The sequence below is a fragment of the Paraburkholderia sp. BR13439 genome (assembly GCF_040948805.1).
In the GTDB taxonomy this organism is placed as follows: Bacteria; Pseudomonadota; Gammaproteobacteria; order Burkholderiales; family Burkholderiaceae; genus Paraburkholderia; species Paraburkholderia youngii.
Map to the genome: position 1 here is coordinate 516439 of NZ_JBFPKN010000002.1, position 14145 is coordinate 530583.

Annotated in this window: 15 protein-coding genes; 5 read left to right on the top strand and 10 right to left on the bottom strand. The window is 64.5% G+C overall.

What is annotated here, in order from left to right:
* Nucleotides 1–6: 6 nt before the first annotated feature.
* The 5 genes from AB3X96_RS06240 to AB3X96_RS06260 all read left to right on the top strand — a co-directional run bounded on the left by AB3X96_RS06240 (nucleotide 7) and on the right by AB3X96_RS06260 (nucleotide 5916).
* On the top strand, nucleotides 7–900 hold the full coding sequence (locus AB3X96_RS06240) for a polysaccharide deacetylase family protein (protein WP_013089321.1): 894 nt from the start codon (nucleotides 7–9) through the stop codon (nucleotides 898–900).
* A 204-nt stretch (nucleotides 901–1104) separates the two neighbouring features.
* Entirely contained in the window at nucleotides 1105–1566 is a 462-nt protein-coding gene (locus tag AB3X96_RS06245) for a peroxiredoxin (RefSeq protein WP_368589002.1), read from the top strand.
* 355 nt (nucleotides 1567–1921) lie between these two features.
* Nucleotides 1922–3760: a PhoH family protein gene (locus tag AB3X96_RS06250; RefSeq protein ID WP_368589003.1), complete on the top strand. Its 1839-nt coding sequence runs from the start codon at nucleotides 1922–1924 to the stop codon at nucleotides 3758–3760.
* Nucleotides 3761–3972: 212 nt separating this feature from the next.
* Nucleotides 3973–5058 carry an NlpC/P60 family protein gene (locus AB3X96_RS06255; RefSeq protein ID WP_368589004.1) on the top strand — a complete coding sequence of 362 codons (1086 nt, stop codon included), beginning with the start codon at nucleotides 3973–3975 and terminating at the stop codon, nucleotides 5056–5058.
* 51 nt (nucleotides 5059–5109) lie between these two features.
* Nucleotides 5110–5916 carry an SDR family NAD(P)-dependent oxidoreductase gene (locus tag AB3X96_RS06260; RefSeq protein ID WP_368589005.1) on the top strand — a complete coding sequence of 269 codons (807 nt, stop codon included), beginning with the start codon at nucleotides 5110–5112 and terminating at the stop codon, nucleotides 5914–5916.
* 166 nt (nucleotides 5917–6082) lie between these two features.
* Here the strand turns inward: AB3X96_RS06260 and AB3X96_RS06265 are convergent, their stop codons facing one another.
* The 10 genes from AB3X96_RS06265 to AB3X96_RS06310 form a co-directional block, all read right to left on the bottom strand.
* Nucleotides 6083–7093 (bottom strand): inorganic phosphate transporter, encoded by a 1011-nt coding sequence (locus AB3X96_RS06265; RefSeq protein WP_176377886.1) that lies wholly within the window; start codon nucleotides 7091–7093, stop codon nucleotides 6083–6085.
* The gene (locus AB3X96_RS06270) at nucleotides 7093–7719 is read right to left on the bottom strand and encodes a DUF47 domain-containing protein (protein ID WP_013089315.1); all 627 of its coding nucleotides are present in this window, start codon (nucleotides 7717–7719) and stop codon (nucleotides 7093–7095) included. The genes AB3X96_RS06265 and AB3X96_RS06270 overlap by 1 nt, the downstream gene beginning before the upstream one ends.
* A 115-nt stretch (nucleotides 7720–7834) precedes the next feature.
* Nucleotides 7835–9223, bottom strand: a complete 1389-nt coding sequence (locus AB3X96_RS06275; RefSeq protein WP_176108683.1) for a replicative DNA helicase — start codon at nucleotides 9221–9223, stop codon at nucleotides 7835–7837.
* 166 nt (nucleotides 9224–9389) lie between these two features.
* A complete protein-coding gene (rplI, locus tag AB3X96_RS06280) occupies nucleotides 9390–9842 on the bottom strand; it encodes a 50S ribosomal protein L9 (protein ID WP_368589006.1) in 453 nt (150 codons plus the stop codon).
* Between the two features lie 27 nt (nucleotides 9843–9869).
* Nucleotides 9870–10145 carry a 30S ribosomal protein S18 gene (gene rpsR, locus AB3X96_RS06285; protein ID WP_008922421.1) on the bottom strand — a complete coding sequence of 92 codons (276 nt, stop codon included), beginning with the start codon at nucleotides 10143–10145 and terminating at the stop codon, nucleotides 9870–9872.
* A 2-nt stretch (nucleotides 10146–10147) separates the two neighbouring features.
* On the bottom strand, nucleotides 10148–10447 hold the full coding sequence (gene priB / locus AB3X96_RS06290; protein WP_176108684.1) for a primosomal replication protein N: 300 nt from the start codon (nucleotides 10445–10447) through the stop codon (nucleotides 10148–10150).
* A gap of 68 nt (nucleotides 10448–10515) precedes the next feature.
* Entirely contained in the window at nucleotides 10516–10890 is a 375-nt protein-coding gene (gene rpsF, locus AB3X96_RS06295) for a 30S ribosomal protein S6 (protein ID WP_013089311.1), read from the bottom strand.
* A 192-nt stretch (nucleotides 10891–11082) separates the two neighbouring features.
* Nucleotides 11083–12030, bottom strand: a complete 948-nt coding sequence (locus tag AB3X96_RS06300; RefSeq protein WP_368589007.1) for an anti-sigma factor — start codon at nucleotides 12028–12030, stop codon at nucleotides 11083–11085.
* Complete coding sequence (locus tag AB3X96_RS06305; protein WP_368589008.1) at nucleotides 12020–12910, bottom strand: RNA polymerase sigma factor; 891 nt, start codon at nucleotides 12908–12910, stop codon at nucleotides 12020–12022. Before AB3X96_RS06305 ends, AB3X96_RS06300 begins: the two co-directional genes overlap by 11 nt.
* Before the next feature lie 183 nt (nucleotides 12911–13093).
* Nucleotides 13094–14008 (bottom strand): LysR substrate-binding domain-containing protein, encoded by a 915-nt coding sequence (locus AB3X96_RS06310; RefSeq protein WP_368589009.1) that lies wholly within the window; start codon nucleotides 14006–14008, stop codon nucleotides 13094–13096.
* Between the last annotated feature and the right edge of the window lie 137 nt (nucleotides 14009–14145).

The following is a 14145-nucleotide window of genomic DNA, read 5'->3' on the forward strand; positions in this document are numbered from 1 at the left end:
GCATCCTTGGCTCGCATCGTCCTGAAGATCGACGTCGACACGCTGCGCGGCACCCGCGAAGGCGTGCCGAATCTCGCGCGCATCTTCGACCGTTTCAAGGCGCGCGCCACCTTCCTGTTCAGCCTCGGGCCCGACCACACCGGTTGGGCGATGCGCCGCGTGCTGCGGCCGGGTTTTCTGAAGAAGGTGTCGCGCACGTCGGTGGTCGAGCATTACGGCGTCAAACAGCTGATGTACGGCGTGCTGCTGCCCGGTCCGGACATCGGCGCGAAGGCCGCGGCCGAGATGCGCGCGATCCACGAAGCCGGCTTCGAGTGCGGCATCCATACCTGGGACCACGTGTACTGGCAGGACAACGTGCGCGCCAAAGATCGCGCGTGGACCGTCGCGCAAATGCAGCAGAGCCACGCGCGCTTCATCGAGGTATTCGGCACGCCGCCCGTCACGCACGGCGCGGCGGGCTGGCAGATGAACGGCCACGCGTTCGAGCAGATCGACGCGTGGGGCATGCACTACGCGTCTGATGGTCGCGGCCATTCGCCGTATCTGCCGGTGGTCGACGGCAAGACGCTCAAGCACGTGCAGATGCCGACCACGCTGCCGACGCTCGACGAAGTGCTGGGTGTCGATGGTGTCGACACGCACAACGTCGCCGCGTGGATGCTGAAACAAACCGAAAAAAATCCGCACGACCAGGTGTTCACGCTGCACGCGGAACTCGAAGGACAGAAGCTCGCGCCGGTATTCGAACAGTTGCTCGAAGGCTGGCGCGCGCAGGGCCACACGTTCGCCACGATGGGCGATTACTACGCCACGCTAGACCGCGACACGCTGCCATCGTACCCTGTTACGTGGGGTGAGATTCCGGGGCGCTCCGGCGAACTGATCGTCCAGCCCTGAAGGGCCGCGGCGCGGTGCGAAAGTCGTCGTCGGTAAGCACGCCGCTTGATGCCTGCCCGTTCGCCGCGTGGCCGTCCAATCGGCCGCCGCAAGGCAACGGCAAGGCCGCACGCCGACCGAATCCCCGAACAACAACAACCTCGACGACAGGCCGGCCGACGCCGCGGCACCTAGCGACGCCGGCCCCAACCACCGGAGAACCTCGTGTCCATCGCAGTCGACCAACCCATCCCCGACTTCACCGCCGCCGCGACGGGCGGCGAAATCACGCTGTCAAAGCTGCGGGGCAAGAAGGTGGTGCTGTATTTCTATCCGAAGGACAACACGCCGGGCTGCACGACCGAAGGTCTGCAGTTCCGCGATCTGTATCCGAAGTTCAAGAAGGCCGGCGCGGAAGTGATCGGCGTGTCGCGCGACAGCTTGCGTTCGCATGACAACTTCAAGGCCAAGCTCGAACTACCCTTCCCGCTGATTTCAGATCCGGAAGAAACGCTGTGCACCCTCTTTGCCGTCATCAAAATGAAGAAAATGTATGGCAAAGAGGTGCGGGGAATCGAGCGCTCCACGTTCCTCATCGACGCCGCTGGCGTGCTGCGCCAGGAGTGGCGCGGCGTCAAGGTGCCGGGCCACGTCGACGAAATTCTGGAGGCTGTACAAGCGCTTTGATGCGCGTTATATTGGGCCGCAATGAGTGCCTGTCCTCCCCATATTTTTCTCCGCTGCGCCAGCTCTGACGGCCGCTTGACCGGGTCCACCGGTGCCGTTCCGAGCATGAGGCGCAATGCGAGCATCATCGTCGAGCCGCTAGCCCCGAATGCCGGGGCGGCGGCTTTTTTAATTGCGCGCGACCGCTCGTTCACTGGTTCGCGCGCTTCCGTCAAGGAGCCTATCGAAGACCAGGCGAACCGGCATCTCTAGACCGAATGCGCGCCTCCTCGCGCAGACTGGGTGCCCCATGAAGGCATCGTCAGAATGCGACGGGCGGCGCACGATATGCGACCCGATCATTTCGAGGGAAACCATGCCTTTGCCTACTCCCCCCAGCAAGCTCGGCAATCTTTTGTCGCCTGACGAATACAAGGCCAAAGCCGTCACGCCCGCGCACTCCACTGCGAAAAAACAGGCGCGTGAAGGGGAATCCGCAGAGTCGGCCGATTACGGCCGCGCCAATGTTGCCACCCCGATGGCGCACGCCGCCAACGCCGCCACCACGTTGTGGCCCGTGCCCGCCGTCGAATCGCCGCCCGCCGCGCAACCCGCGCCGGCGCGTGGCCGCAAGACCAAACAGACCGCCGCCCTGTTGCAGCCGGTTCCATCCGGGCGCTCGCAGCTCGGGGACGACGAGGCCGCAGCGCAGCCGGTCGTCGCACGCGCGAAGCACCCGACGGCCGAAACAGCCGCCGCACCCGCCGCGGCGACCCCGGCCGCCACCCGCAAGAAACGCGGCACCAGCGCCGCGCCAGTCGAGGTGCAAAAGCTTTTCGTGCTCGACACCAACGTGCTAATGCACGATCCGAGCTGCCTGTTCCGTTTCGAGGAGCACGACGTCTATCTGCCGATGATGACGTTGGAAGAGCTCGACAACCACAAGAAGGGGATGTCGGAAGTCGCGCGCAACGCGCGTCAGGTGAGCCGCACGCTCGACGCGCTCGTCGCGAACGCGGGCGACATCACCGGCGGCATTTCGCTCGCGCGGCTGGGCAGCCGCGAGGCATCCGGACGCCTGTTCTTCCAGACCCGGCTGACCGCGATCGAGCCCGTCGAAGGGCTGCCCGAAGGCAAGGCCGACAACCAGATCCTCGGCGTCGTGCGCGCGCTGCAGCGCGATCGCGCGGATCGCCAGGTCGTGCTGGTGTCGAAAGACATCAACATGCGCATCAAGGCGCATGCGCTCGGCCTGCCCGCCGAAGATTACTTCAACGACCAGGTGCTCGAGGACAGCGACCTGCTGTACACGGGCATCCGCGCACTGCCGCAAGACTTCTGGACCCGGCACGCGAAGGGCATGGAAAGCTGGCAGGACACCAAAACCGGCACCACGTACTACCGTGTGACAGGTCCGCTGTGCGCTTCGATGCTGGTCAACGAGTTCGTTTATCTGGAGCCGCAGAACGGCGAGCCCGCGTTTCATGCGCTGGTGCGCGAGCTGAACGGCAAGACCGCGCTGCTGCAAACGCTGCGTGACTATGGCCACCACAAGAACAACGTGTGGGGCATCACGGCGCGCAATCGCGAGCAGAACTTCGCGCTGAACCTGCTGATGAATCCGGAAATCGACTTCGTCACGCTGCTCGGCCAGGCCGGCACCGGCAAGACGCTGGTCGCGCTCGCGGCGGGCCTCGCGCAGGTGCTCGACGACAAGCGCTACAACGAGATCATCGTGACGCGCGCGACGGTGCCGGTCGGTGAAGACATCGGCTTCCTGCCGGGCACTGAAGAGGAAAAGATGCAGCCGTGGATGGGCGCGTTCGACGACAACCTCGAAGTGCTGCAGAAAACCGACGACGCCGCCGGCGAATGGGGCCGCGCCGCGACCCAGGAGCTGATCCGTTCGCGCCTGAAGATCAAGAGCATGAACTTCATGCGCGGCCGGACGTTCGTCGACAAGTATCTGATCATCGACGAGGCGCAGAACCTGACGCCCAAACAGATGAAGACGCTCGTCACGCGCGCGGGTCCGGGCACGAAGATCATCTGCCTCGGCAACATCGCGCAGATCGACACGCCTTACCTGACCGAGGGCAGTTCGGGCCTGACCTATGTGGTCGACCGCTTCAAGGGCTGGGCGCACAGCGGACACGTGACGCTCGCGCGCGGCGAGCGCTCGCGCCTCGCTGACTACGCGTCGGAGATTCTCTAGGCGTTCGGAGGTCCCCTTCCGGCTTTTCATCGCAAGCCGCGTCCGGTTCGTTCCGGGCGCGGCTTTTTTATTGCGCCGACGTTCTCCGCAGGCAACACTTAGCGCACAAACTTCAAGTAATTTATCAACAATTCTTGCGGCAGCCTTGTTGGGCGGCTACCATCCCGACATCTTCAGTGAGTAAATGGGCGCTTACCGCCCGTGCCGTCTTCATGCGCCGACTCGCCCTATCGCTGCTGCCCGTCCTGCTGCTCGCCGCCTGCGCCGGCGCGCCGCAGAAGAGCTCGCGCGGGTCTGGCGGCACCGTCGTCGCGAACGGCGCCTATCAGGCGCCGCCGCCCGGCTTCCCCCATTTCGTCGATCACAGCATCGGCCGCGAGGAAATCTCGATTCAGGCGATGAGCCTCGTCGGCGTGCCCTACCGCTGGGGCGGCAACACGCCCGACAGCGGCTTCGACTGCAGCGGGCTCGTGCGCTACGTGGTGCTGCGCGCGGCGTCGGTGAACCTGCCGCGCACGACTGCCGAGATGAGCGGGCGCGGCGAATCCGTCGAGCCGGACGAAATCGCACCCGGCGATCTGATCTTTTTCAATACGACGGGGCGTGCGCATTCGCACGTCGGCATCTACGTAGGCAAACTGCGCTTCGTCAACGCACCATCGACCGGCGGCACGGTGCGGCTCGACTATCTGACCAATCCCTACTGGGCGAAGCGTTTCGACGGCATCCGCCGGATGGCGGGACCGGCGGCGACGCCCGCGCCATTCGATACGCCGAGCTATCAGGCGGCGGCGCCGCAAACGGAGCGCGCTGCCGCGGGCGCCGCGGCGACGGCGGCGGTTCGGCCAGCATCGACCTCTACCGGCGCGATCCCCGCGACCGGTGCAGGTGGCGGCACGCCCGTCGCGCAAAGCGATCAATTCGAGCCGCCGCCGTCGGGCCTCAGCGACGCGCAACTGCAGGCGCGCTCGGCGGGCGCCGTGGCACCGCCGTTGGTCCCGGCGGCTCAGACACGCATGTACGAAAGCGGCGCTCCTTCACCCGCTCAACCGACGCAGACCGCCACGACTGCCCGCGTCCTCCCGCCAACCAAAACCGACGCGATCGATGCCGCCGCCGATGCATTCGAACCACCGCCGCCCGCTTCCATCGCGGAACGCCAGGCCCGTCAGGCACAGCAGACCGACGGCGCTGGCGCCGTGCAGCTGATGCGCGCGTCGACTGCTTCCCACGGCGCGCCCGCACCCACGCAAAGCAGCGACGACCCGATCGCCCGTTTCGCGAACGGCAACTTCTGAGGCCGTGATCTGCTATCGTCATCGATATTCTTTCGACGGCGGGTAACGACCATGGAACTCGGACTCAAAAATAAGGTGGTGCTCATTACCGGCGGCAGCAAAGGCATCGGTTTCGCCTGCGCGCGGGCCTTCGCGCAGGAAGGCGCGAAGGTCGCGATCGTGTCGCGCGACCCCGCCAACCTCGCGCGCGCCTACGAACAGCTGAAACAGGAAGGATTCCACGTGCATCGCACGCGTGCCGACCTGCACGAACCGCATAGTGCCGCCGATATCGTCGAGGAAGTCAGCACCGCGGTAGGACCGATCGACGTGCTGATCAATAGCGCCGGCGCCGCGCGCCGGTACGACCCTGAGACGCTCGATGCCGACGCATTTCGCGCGACGATGGAGGCGAAGTATTTCCCGTATATCTATCCGCAGCAGGAAGTGCTGCGCCGTATGGCCCAGCGCGCGAAGGCCAACGGCGGCGTCGAGCCGGGCACGATCGTCAATATCATCGGCATGGGCGGCAAGGTCGCGAGCGACATCCATATCGCGGGCGGCGCGGCCAACGCGGCGCTGATGCTCGCAACCGTCGGCCTCGCGCACTACTACGCGCGCTATGGCATCCGCATCAACGCGATCAATCCGGGTGCGACGCTGACCGAGCGGGTCGAGGAAGCGGTCCAGCTGGAGGCGGCGCAGCAAGGCATCGGCAACGAGGAGGCGCTCGCGCGCGGCCAGGCCCGGATGCCGCTCGGCCGCTACGCAAAGCCTGAGGAAATTGCCGACGTGGCGCTGTTCCTCGCGAGCCGCCGTGCAAGCTATGTGACGGGCGCGATCATCCCGATGGACGGCGCAAACGCACCGCTGATCTGAACGGATCGAGCGACGCGCCGGTCCTCAGGACGACGCAAGCGCGCTTTCAATCGAACTGCGTAGGGAAACCGATGCGATGCAACGGGCGGCATCAAGCCGAAGCCCGCGAGTGCTGTTTAGCCAGACTCAGCCAAATCGAGCAGCGCAGGCCTGCATCGCACGGTGATTACAGGAAGTGGTGACCCAGCCACCATGCTCCGCCGGACAGCAGCGCGGACGCCGGGATGGTCAGAATCCACGCCCACACGATGTTACCGGCGACGCCCCAGCGCACCGCGCTCAACTTCTGTGTCGCGCCGACCCCGACGATCGCGCCGGTGATGGTATGCGTGGTGGAGACGGGGATACCGAGCGCCGACGCGGTGAACAGCGTGAGCGCTCCGCCCGCCTCCGCACAGAAGCCGCCGACCGGCTTCAGCTTCGTGATTTTCTGCCCCATCGTGCGCACGATCCGCCAGCCGCCGAACAGCGTGCCGAGACCCATTGACAGATAGCAGCCGCCAATCACCCACAGCGGCGGCGCATTCGCCTTCATCGACGCAAAGCCGGTTGCGATCAGCAGCATCCAGATGATGCCGATGGTCTTCTGCGCGTCGTTGCCACCGTGACCAAGGCTGTACAGGCCAGCGGAAAGCAGTTGTAGACGGCGGAAGCGCCGGTCGACCTTGCTCGGCGGTGTGCGGAAGTACAGCCACGACACCAGCAGCATGAAGAACGAGCCGAGCACGAAGCCCAGCAGCGGCGAAACGAAGATGAACGCGACGGTCTTCATCAGACCGTCCCAGTTCAGCGCTCCCCAGCCCGACTTGGCGAGCGCCGCGCCCACGAGCCCGCCGATCAGCGCGTGCGACGAACTGGACGGAATGCCGTAGACCCAGGTGATCACGTTCCACGCAATCGCGCCGGCCAGCGCGCCGAAGATCACGTAGTGATCGACGATGTCCGGATCGATCGTGCCCTTGCCGACGGTTGCGGCCACCTTCAGGTGAAACACGAAATACGCGATGACGTTGAACGCCGCCGCGAACGCCACCGCCTGCTGCGGCTTCAGCACGCCGGTCGATACGACCGTGGCGATCGAATTCGCCGCGTCGTGAAAGCCGTTCATGAAGTCGAACACCAGCGCAATGGCAACCAGGCCGGTTACGACCCAGATAGCGAGTTGTATCGATTGCATTATGCGTTTTCCAGCACGATGCCTTCGATGATGTTTGCCACATCCTCACACTTGTCCGTGATCGTTTCCAGCAGTTCGTAGATCGCCTTCAGCTTGATCAGGACCTTGACGTCGTCTTCCTCGCGGAACAGCTTCGACATCGCCGCGCGCAGCACGCGGTCGGCTTCCGATTCGAGCCGGTCGATTTCCTCGCAGGCCTTCAGGATCTGGCGCGCCTGCTTCATGTCCGACAGCAGGCTGACCGCGAATTGCACGCGCTCGCAGGTCGCCGTGCAGATATGCGCGAGCTGGCTCGCCTCCGACGTGACCGCCTGCACGTCGTACAGCGAGATCGCGGTGGCGACGTCCTCCATCAGGTCGAGGATGTCGTCCATCGTCGTGATCAGCTTGTGGATCTCGTCACGGTCGAGCGGCGTGATGAAAGTCTTGTGCAGCAGGTCGATGGCTTCGTGCGTGAGCTTGTCGGCCGCTTTCTCGGCCTTTTGCACGTTTTGCTTGTGGATTTCGGCGTCCTGCAGATTGTCGATCAGGAGCTCGAGTTCGCGGCTTGCCGAGATGATGCACGTTGCGTGCGAATTGAAGATTTCAAAGAACTTGCCCTCGGTGGGCATGAATCGACCGAACATTGGGATCCTGGAAATGGGTCACGTAATGGCTGACATAAAACCGCCATATTGTACCGTTCCGCCATCATTGCCGCACTCGCTACAGCGCCGTTACAACAGCCCCCGGCGCGGCGCGTCACTCGCCGCCGTAGAAGTTCTGCGCACCCGCAAAATTGTCGAATTTCGTGTATTGGCCATGGAACGTGAGGCGAACCGGGCCGATCGGACCATTCCGCTGCTTGCCGATGATGATCTCGGCGGTGCCCTTGTCGGGGCTGTCCGGGTTGTACACTTCGTCGCGGTAGATGAACAGGATCACGTCGGCGTCCTGTTCGATAGCGCCCGATTCGCGCAGGTCCGACATGATCGGCCGCTTGTTCGGCCGCTGCTCGAGGCCGCGATTCAGCTGCGACAATGCGATCACCGGCACGTCGAGCTCTTTCGCGAGGCCCTTCAGCGAACGCGAGATTTCCGAGATTTCGGTCGCGCGGTTTTCGCCCGCCGACGAGCCGCTCATCAGCTGCAGATAGTCGATGATGATCAGCCCGAGCTTGCCGCACTGGCGCGACAGCCGGCGCGCGCGCGAGCGCAGTTCCATCGGGTTCAGACCGCCGGTTTCGTCGATGAAGATTTGCGCCTCGCTCATTTTCTGCACCGCGTGCGTGAGCTTCGGCCAATCCTCGTCGGTCAGACGCCCGGTACGCATGCGATGCTGATCGAGCCGGCCGACCGAGCCGAGCATACGCATCGTGAGCTGCGTGCCCGGCATTTCCATCGAGAACACCGCGACGGGCAGTCCGTACTCGACCGCGACGTACTCGCCGATGTTCATCGAAAACGCCGTCTTACCCATCGACGGACGGCCCGCGACGATGATCAACTCGCCGCCGTGCATGCCCGAGGTCATGCGGTCCAGATCGACGAAGCCGGTTGGCGTGCCGGTCACGTCGCTCGGATTGGCGGTGTGATAGAGCGTATCGATCCGTTCGACCACCTGGGTCAGCAGCGGCCCGATCTCGAGAAAGCCCTGGGTGCCGCGCGCGCCGTCTTCGGCAATCGAAAACACCTTCGATTCCGCTTCGTCCAGCAATTGCCGGACTTCCTTGCCTTGAGGGTTGAACGCGTCGGCGGAGATTTCATCGGCGACCGACACAAGCCGGCGCAGCACCGCGCGGTCGCGCACGATTTCCGCGTAGCGGCGGATATTGGCCGCGCTCGGCGTGTTCTGCGCTAGCGCGTTCAGGTAAGCGAGGCCGCCGACCTCTTCCGCCTTGCCCGAAGTGCCGAGCGCTTCGTAGACGGTGACCACGTCGGCCGGACGCGTGGCCGCGATCAGCTTGCCGATGTGCTCGAAGATGATGCGGTGGTCGTAACGGTAGAAGTCGCTCTGCGCGAGGAAGTCGGCAATGCGGTCCCATGCCGCGTTGTCGAGCAGCAGGCCGCCCAGCACCGATTGCTCGGCTTCGATCGAATGCGGGGGGACTTTCAGCGACTCGAGTTGGGGATCTTTCGACGGTGCGTTCATGGGGAGGAATTATCGGGCAATCCGACGACGGCTGCGAGCGGAAAAAACGCCAACTCGGGGATACTCGACGGATAGTCGGGCACAAAAAAAGCAGGGGCCGGTTACCCGGCCCCTGCCCTTCACCAGCGAAGTGCTGGCTGATCCTGCGCAATGCTCAGCGGTCGACTTAGACGTGCTCGCCGATCACCGCCACCGTCACATCGACGAGAACGTCGGTGTGCAGCGAAACTTGAACCGGGTGCTCGCCAACCATCTTCAGCGGGCCTTCCGGCAGACGCACTTGCGCCTTTTCCACCGCGAAGCCTTGCTTGCCCAGTGCTTCAGCGATGTCGGCATTCGTCACCGAACCGAACAGACGGCCGTCGACGCCAGCCTTCTGATTGATCTGAACCGTCTGGCCTGCCAGCTTTTCGCCTTGAGCCTGAGCGGCTGCCAGCCTTTCAGCGGCGACCTTTTCGAGTTCTGCGCGGCGCACTTCGAATTCAGCCAGGGCTTCTTTCGTTGCACGGCGAGCTTGCTTGTTCGGGATCAGGAAGTTACGTGCGTAACCGTCCTTGACCTTCACGATGTCGCCCAGGTTACCCAGATTGACGACTTTTTCCAGAAGAATGATTTGCATTCGGATGCTCCTTATCGCGTCGTCGGGTTAAGCCTTGTGCTGGTCGGTGTACGGCATCAGCGCGAGGAAACGCGCGCGCTTGATAGCCGTGTCCAGCTGGCGTTGATAGTGCGCCTTGGTACCCGTGAGACGTGCCGGCGTGATCTTGCCGTTCTCGCCGATGAAGTCCTTCAGCGTTTCGATGTCTTTGTAGTCGATGTACTCGACGCCAGCGGCCGTGAAACGGCAGAACTTCTTGCGCTTGAAGAGCGGGTTCTGTTGCTGACGACGCTTATCGAATTTCTTACCAGTCGGGCGGGGCATGATTAGTCCTTTCCAATGTCCTGCAATGCTGTGATGTGAAATACCAGAGTTCGCGCGTTTCGGTGCTTTTTAGCCAGAAAACCTGTGAAGAGCGTTTCGACGCCCATCTGACAGTTTTCGAGCTTGCCGCTCGCTTCGCCCGCGGCGACCGCCTGCATGGTCAGTTCGACCTGACGGGCAATGCCCGCCTCGACGACTTCCGTGCGGTGGTGCAACGTGCAGCTTGCAATCGGAACGCCGGCGGGCGTGTACCGCACCGCTTCGCGTTCGACGACGCTCGCCGTGAGTTGCAGCCGGTTCATGTACTTGAGATGCCTTCGTGTACGTGAGCGGAGCGACGCTGCGTGTCTGGTAGCTTAAATAGTGTGTCTTAAGCCTGCGCTTCGGTCGGCTGAGCGGCTGCCGACTTCTTGGCTTCTTCGCGCTGCACTTCCTTCATCATCGGCGACGGGCCGGTTTCGGCCTTCTTCATCTTGACGATCAGGTGACGCAGAACGGCGTCGTTGAACTTGAACGCGTGTTCCAGTTCGTCGAGCGTGGTCTGGTCGCATTCGATGTTCATGCAGACGTAGTGAGCCTTCGCGAGTTTCTCGATCATGTAGGCCAGTTGGCGACGGCCCCAGTCTTCGACGCGGTGGATCTGACCACCGTGCGACGTGATCGTGCTCTTGTAACGCTCGATCATGGCGGGCACTTGCTCGCTTTGATCGGGATGCACGATAAAGACGATTTCGTAATGACGCATTACACACTCCTTGTGCTGACTTTTGGATAGAAGCCGCCCGGGCGTCGGAACCGGTGCGGCAAGTGAGAAGCCCAAAAGTGTAACCCGATTGGGGACGGGTTGCAAGGCATTCCGCTGATTCGGCCGTGGAATCGGATGTGTTTTCAAGAGCTTAGGGTTATAGAACCGGGAAAATCGGGCCGCGGCAGCCCCTCAACCCGCTTCCGTGCGTTGACTGCCGCTCTGCAAACGCGCTCTGAGCGCCGCTTGGAAGCCCGTGAGCGCATCGGGCGCGGCGTCCGTGATCGCCCACCAGGTCATGCCCGCCGCGTCCCAGTGCGCGATCGAATAGCCGTCGTGACCGAGCGCCGCCGGCGCTGCGCCCTCCGCCGTGGACTGCGGAAACACGTACACGTCGATCACGTGCTTGCCGTAGCGGTACACGAGCACCGCGACCCGCTGATGCGCGAGGTAGTCGAGCCGGCCGCCCTGAAGCGCGAAGCCGGCCGCCGCGAGGTCCTCGACCGGCGGCGAATAGTCGAGCCGGCCGTTGAACCACGGCTTCACGGTGTGACGGTCCGTCGAAATCACGTCGATGTCGCGGCCGGAGACCTGCGCGCGGACATGGCTTTCGACGAGTTCGTCGGTGAACGGCGAGGATTCGGCCGGACGATGCAGCGTCAGTGTCAGGACCGCGGCGGCCGCGCACAACGCGATCACCAGTGCCGCAAGACCGCCGTGCGCGGCCGCGCGGTTTGCACCGCCCGCGCCGAGCGGGCCGCCGAAGCCCCCGAGCCATCCGTCGAGCCACGCGGGCCACCACGCCCCGCGACGCTGACGCCGAGGTTGCTGCATCACAGGCTGCGTCATCCCGGCGGCGGACTTCTTCGGTAGATCGTCGGGAGCCGCCGTCGCGGCCGACACCGCGGCCGCTTCATCGACGACGCCGGGCAAGCCCGCCACGATCCGCGCCCGCAACGACTGCGGCGCCCGATGATACGGCGCCGCGCGCAGCGCGCCGCTCAGCGCGCGCACGTTGTCGCTCGCGCGCCGGCAATCGTCGCAGTTCTCGATATGCTGCTGGACCCGGCGCGCATCGGGCGCCGGCAATTCGTGATCGGCATTCGCATCGAGGAGCGGCCGTGCTTCGTTACAGTCCATCCGGCGTCTCCTGAGCGGGGTCGGCGGCAGCGCCGGGAATGTTGAGGGGCCGGCCGTCGGCAAACGCCCGGAGCTGTGTCACTGTTGCGGTGGCGGGCATGCCCGCCGACGATGCTGGGCGACCGTCGCCGGAACTTTTTGCCGGCTGGGCGCAGGGTGCAGGGGGCGCGGTGGCCGCCGACCTCGCGAGTCGCCCGGACTGCGCATCCCGCTCCGACGGCGCCTCCTGGGGGCCACCCTGCCCGCCTTTACGCCCCTTGCCAACCGGCTCCCCGCCGCCTCGCTGCTGCGCCATCAACACCTCCGCCAGCTTGCGCCGCCCACGCGCGAGCCGCGACATCACCGTACCGATCGGCACATCGGCCACCACCGCGATCTCCCGATATCCCATCTCTTCGAGCTCACGCAAGATCAGCACCTCGCGATACTCGACCGGCAAACGCGCCAGCGCATCGTGCACCAGTCGCACATCCTCGTCGCGGATCAGCAGTGTCTGCGGATCGTCACCGCCTGCGCTCCAGCCGTCGAGGGTCGCGTCGTCCATCGTTTCGTCGAATTCGAGCATGTCGTGCGACGGCGCTCGCCGCCGCCATTCCGTGTACCAGGTCCGGCGCACGATCGCGAGCAGCCACGGCCGTGCAGAGTCGCCGCGAAACGTATCGAAGAAGCGGAACGCGCGCATGAACGCTTCCTGCACGACGTCCTCGGCATCGTTCGGATTGCCGCACAGCCAGCGCGCGAGGTTGTACGCGGCGTCCAGATGCGGCAACGCGAGCTGCTGGAAGCGGCGGCTTTTCGCGGCATCGGAATCGGCATCGGCGGCGGGGCGGGCACTAGGCTCGCCCCGCGCGCGGGCGGCGTCTGAATCGGTCTGGACCACGTGGGCCCCTCCAAGGGCATGGCGGCTGCGTCGTGCGGGTCGCTGCTGTCGAGCGCCCCGCGTGGTGTGCTGACGTGTCTTTCACAGCAGAACTGGCCATAGACCCAGTTTATTCCCGACTTCCGCCAGCAATCGCCAAAAGTTCGGGCTCGCCCGCGGGCCTCTCGCCAACTAACACGCCCGCTAGTACGACGGCCGGTTCCAGTAGTCGTCGCTTGCGTACACGGCTTTCAGATAGTCGATGAAATAGCGCACCCGCGCCGGCACGTAGCGCTGCTGCGGATAGACCGCGAGGATGTCGTAATCGGGCAGCGCATACTCGTCGAGCACGGTTTCGAGCTCGCCGCGCGCGAGCTGCTGCTGGATTTCCCATGTCGAGCGCCAGCCGAGTCCGAGCCCTTCCGAAACCCAGCGATGCAGCAGTTCGCCATCGTTGCAGTCGAGAGAGCCCCCCACCCGCACCGTCGCGAGCTTGCCGTTGCGGCGAAAATACCAGCCGCGGTTCTGGCCGCCTTGCAGATTGAACGCGAGGCAGTTGTGGGCCGGCAGATCCTCGAGCGTCTTCGGCTTGCCGTGACGACGGAAATACCCGGGCGTACCGCACACCACGCGCCGGTTCGACGCGAGCTTCACCGCGACGAAGTTCGGATCGACCGTGCCGCCGATGCGAATCGACAGGTCGTAGCCCTCGCGCACCAGATCGACGACCCGGTCGGTCAGATTGAACGACATCTGCAACCCGGGCTTGTCGCGCAAAAATGCGGGCGCGAGCGGCGCGACATGCTTGCGGCCGAACGCGGCAGGCGCCGACACGATCAGATGGCCATTCACCGCGCGGCGCCCCGCGCTCAGTTCGTTTTCCGCCTGATCCCACTCGCTGAGGAGCCCGCGGCAGCGTTCGAGAAACGCCGCGCCGTCCTCGCTGACCACCAGCCGCCGCGTCGTGCGATACATCAGCTTCACGCCGAGGCGCTTCTCCAGCGCGTCGATGCGCCGCCCGAGAATCACCGGCGACACGCCCTCCTCCAGCGCCGCCGCCGCGAGACTGCCCGCATCGGCGACCCGCACGAAGGTTTCGATCTGTTTGAAGCGGTCCATGCTCGTCTCCCACCTGTCTCTTGCCGGGCTGATGCCGGCCGTGCGCCGGGCGTCACGCCATTCCATACTTTTTGTTTCGGAATAAGCGACCCGGACTGATCTTATCAAACCTTTGGCGCAGGCCTACAGTGTCCCTC

Excerpts from the sequence above, each read along its gene's own strand:
- AB3X96_RS06260 (WP_368589005.1), top strand. The coding sequence starts at position 5,110 with ATGGAACTCGGACTCAAAAATAAGGTGGTGCTCATTACCGGCGGCAGC.
- AB3X96_RS06275 (WP_176108683.1), bottom strand. The coding sequence starts at position 9,223 with ATGAACGCACCGTCGAAAGATCCCCAACTCGAGTCGCTGAAAGTCCCC.
- AB3X96_RS06255 (WP_368589004.1), top strand. The coding sequence starts at position 3,973 with ATGCGCCGACTCGCCCTATCGCTGCTGCCCGTCCTGCTGCTCGCCGCC.
- AB3X96_RS06270 (WP_013089315.1), bottom strand. The coding sequence starts at position 7,719 with ATGTTCGGTCGATTCATGCCCACCGAGGGCAAGTTCTTTGAAATCTTC.
- priB (WP_176108684.1), bottom strand. The coding sequence starts at position 10,447 with ATGAACCGGCTGCAACTCACGGCGAGCGTCGTCGAACGCGAAGCGGTG.
- AB3X96_RS06310 (WP_368589009.1), bottom strand. The coding sequence starts at position 14,008 with ATGGACCGCTTCAAACAGATCGAAACCTTCGTGCGGGTCGCCGATGCG.
- AB3X96_RS06265 (WP_176377886.1), bottom strand. The coding sequence starts at position 7,093 with ATGCAATCGATACAACTCGCTATCTGGGTCGTAACCGGCCTGGTTGCC.
- rpsR (WP_008922421.1), bottom strand. The coding sequence starts at position 10,145 with ATGCCCCGCCCGACTGGTAAGAAATTCGATAAGCGTCGTCAGCAACAG.
- AB3X96_RS06300 (WP_368589007.1), bottom strand. The coding sequence starts at position 12,030 with ATGGACTGTAACGAAGCACGGCCGCTCCTCGATGCGAATGCCGATCAC.
- rplI (WP_368589006.1), bottom strand. The coding sequence starts at position 9,842 with ATGCAAATCATTCTTCTGGAAAAAGTCGTCAATCTGGGTAACCTGGGC.
- AB3X96_RS06250 (WP_368589003.1), top strand. The coding sequence starts at position 1,922 with ATGCCTTTGCCTACTCCCCCCAGCAAGCTCGGCAATCTTTTGTCGCCT.
- rpsF (WP_013089311.1), bottom strand. The coding sequence starts at position 10,890 with ATGCGTCATTACGAAATCGTCTTTATCGTGCATCCCGATCAAAGCGAG.